Origin of the sequence: Symbiopectobacterium sp. (genome assembly GCF_051710365.1) — a bacterium.
GTDB lineage: Bacteria > Pseudomonadota > Gammaproteobacteria > Enterobacterales > Enterobacteriaceae > Symbiopectobacterium.
Map to the genome: position 1 here is coordinate 1 of NZ_JBPETA010000303.1, position 2,417 is coordinate 2,417.

Here is a 2,417-nt window from a genome sequence, read left to right on the forward strand (position 1 = left end):
CTTGTTATAGGAGGGCCAGTTAGTGATTTTAAAATTTTGTTTTGCCATGGAGACCTGATTTTGAAACAACTATGGTGATCTGTTCCGATGATTACCCAAACTTTCTATTTATTCAACAAAGCCCCTGATCAGTATCAACGTCCTTCCTGCTACGGGGCTGAAAACTCAGCTTCCCTCTGCCAGCAGCGCCCAACAGCTAAAACCGCAGAAAAAAGCCATCGTCACCTTAGGTGAACAAGACCAACTGCAACTGGACGGTTCACCCATCCAGATCACCGATTTGGTCAGCACCTTAAAACAGCAGCAGCAGGCCGGAGAGACCACCACCATTATCGTCAACAGCGATAAGCAGGTAGCGGTTGAGCGTCTGGTCGCGGTGATGGATACCCTGCGTCAAGGTGGGTTTACCTCGGTTTCAATCGCAACGCGGAAGCAGTGACATGTATTGGCTTTATCGTTCACGTCATGCCATTAGCTGGTTGCCGCTGCCCGTGGTGGCTGCATGTTTGATGGTGATGACACAGCAAAGCTCGCTCAAAGTACAACCCCAGTATGACGATAGCGTCATGGAGCTGTCGCTCGCCGATCTCACACCGCCGGCGCCGCCAGAAGCGGTGGTTCCTCCAGAGCCTGAAACGCCTCCCGAGGAGACGTTGCCAGAGCCGGAACCAGAGCCCGTCGAGACGCCAGAACCGATTGTTGAGGCACCGCCACCGAAACCCGAACCGAAGCCGGAGCCCAAACCCAAACCGGTGCCCAAGCCAAAGCCTGTTCCAGTGCCGCGCCCTACGCCCGTTGCCACACCGGTGAAAGCTGCCGTGGCAAAAGCTACTGCACCAGCCCCCGCCGTGCCCACACCTGCACCGCCGAAAGTGAATGCGCAGGCGTTGGAGAACAGCTACATCCAGGCGCTGCGTGGCCAGATTGAGCAGTTAAAACGCTACCCAACGGGGCGTCAGGCGTCATTGGAACGCCCGGAAGGAAACGTCGAAATCTGGCTGGAAGTCGATCGCAACGGCCGCGTGCTCAACAGCGGCATTAATCAGAAAGCCACCAGCATGCTGCTCAACCGAGCGGCAACCAGCACATTACAGAGCATCACGCAGGTCAGGCCCTTTCCGGCAGAGGCGTTTGCCGGGCAAAACACCAAACGTTTTTTAGCCACATTCCATTATCAAGCGCAGTGAGCGCCTATACACAACATTGAATCAGGGTGATTAACACAATGAAATTATTCACAGTTTCAAGGATATCTCTCTCTGTCGCGGCCGCATTATGGTCGGGAACCGTGCTGGCAAACGATGCAACAGACATCGGCTCCATTCAGGTTAAAGGAGCGCCATTGGGAGAGGGAATGATGATTCAGGAAGAGAGTGCGAAATCTCGCTCGACGGTAACCAAAGAAGCGATGGATAAGATGCCTGCTACCGGTAACGCCATCGATAAGTTGAAATACACCGCCGGCCTGAATGTCAGCAGTAATGATTCTACCGGCCTGAGCGGTATCGATTACACCATGCGCGGTATGAGCAATGACCAGATCGGTCTTTCGGTTGATGGCATCCCGATGAACGATTCGGGCAGCTATAACGTGTATGCCAACCAGTTGGGCGATGCGGAAAACCTTGAGCAGATTTTTGTGACCCAGGGTTCCTCGGAGATGAATGGCCCACATATCGGCTCCAGCGGCGGCAATATCGGTCTGGTGACGAAACGCCCAGCCAAAGAGTTTGGCGGATTCATCAAACAAACCTTTGGCAGCAACAACCTGAGCAAATCACTGATTCGTTTGGAAACCGGGCTGCATGACGGCTTCAGCAGTTGGTTATCCTACTCCTATACCGATGCTGATAAGTGGCGTGGCAAAGGAGCCACCCGTTCCAACAAGCTGGAATGGAACGGCCTGTATGAAGATGACAACGGCAACAGCAGCAACCTGCTGGTTAAATACAACAAGCAGGACATGAATAACTACAATACGCTGAGCAAAAGCACCTTCCTGAATCAGGGACGCTACGTCGATTACCCGACCACGCCAGAATATAACAGCCGTGGACAGCTCTCACGTTACTACAAGATTAACCGCAACCCGTTTGAAAGCCTGAACCTCACCTTCACGCAGAAACTGCAACTGCGCGATAACCTGTCGCTGACGCTGCAACCCTATTACTACTGGGGCAACGGCGGCAGTTTCAGCGGTCAATCGGCCTATACGCTTTCTTCCACCACCAACGATAAATCGGGCAGTTATGATCTCAGTAACCTGAGCAGCAATACTTACTATCGCCCTTCCTAAATAACTGTTCCGAATAGTAGATCACCTGAAGGGAACTCAGTCCGAGTTGAGCGATCTGATCAATCGATAAAGATCCCAAATCATCAACCGGACTGAGCGATGTCGAGCATAGCACCGATAC

At 52.7% G+C, this 2,417-nt stretch carries 1 protein-coding gene and 2 pseudogenes; all 3 read left to right on the forward strand.

Annotated elements, in window-relative coordinates:
* Positions 1-124 precede the first annotated feature (124 nt).
* Positions 125-439: pseudogene (locus ACTBDZ_RS17020) on the forward strand (ExbD/TolR family protein); the annotation flags it as partial.
* 1 nt (position 440) lies between these two features.
* Entirely contained in the window at positions 441-1,187 is a 747-nt protein-coding gene (locus ACTBDZ_RS17025) for an energy transducer TonB family protein (protein WP_438816175.1), read from the forward strand.
* Between the two features lie 38 nt (positions 1,188-1,225).
* A pseudogene (locus tag ACTBDZ_RS17030) lies at positions 1,226-2,293 on the forward strand (TonB-dependent receptor plug domain-containing protein); the annotation flags it as partial.
* Positions 2,294-2,417: the final 124 nt, after the last annotated feature.